The 315-nt window shown below is 44.8% G+C and carries 1 pseudogene; it reads right to left on the bottom strand.

Annotated features, from left to right (window positions below):
* Window positions 1-315, bottom strand: a pseudogene (locus tag OXT66_RS09625) (hypothetical protein); the annotation flags it as partial.

Here is a 315-nt window from a genome sequence, read left to right as displayed (position 1 = left end):
GTTGAATTTGTTGTTGCAAGCCTTGATAGGACTTATTAAGATCATGGGCTGATAGCTTTTTTAGATCATGCTCAGGCTCTTTTGGGGCTTCTTGTAAGCCTAATTGTTTGGTTAAGCCATCGCTAAGTTCAATCACTTTGTTGCTCACTTGCTGGATCTCACTTAAAGCACTATGGATCACGGCTTTATCTTTGGCCCAGGTGGCCACATACCCGAGTGAGTAGTTACTGGTATCAACACCAATATTTTGCATGGCAACATACGCAACCGCTTCGGCCTGGGTTTCCTGATAGGCTCGTGGCCGATCTTTAAAGG

Origin of the sequence: Lentilactobacillus senioris, from assembly GCF_026798195.1 — a bacterium.
Lineage (GTDB): Bacteria > Bacillota > Bacilli > Lactobacillales > Lactobacillaceae > Lentilactobacillus > Lentilactobacillus senioris_A.
The sequence above is the reverse complement of the archived record's forward strand: the minus strand, read 5'-3'. Positions and strand labels throughout refer to the sequence as shown.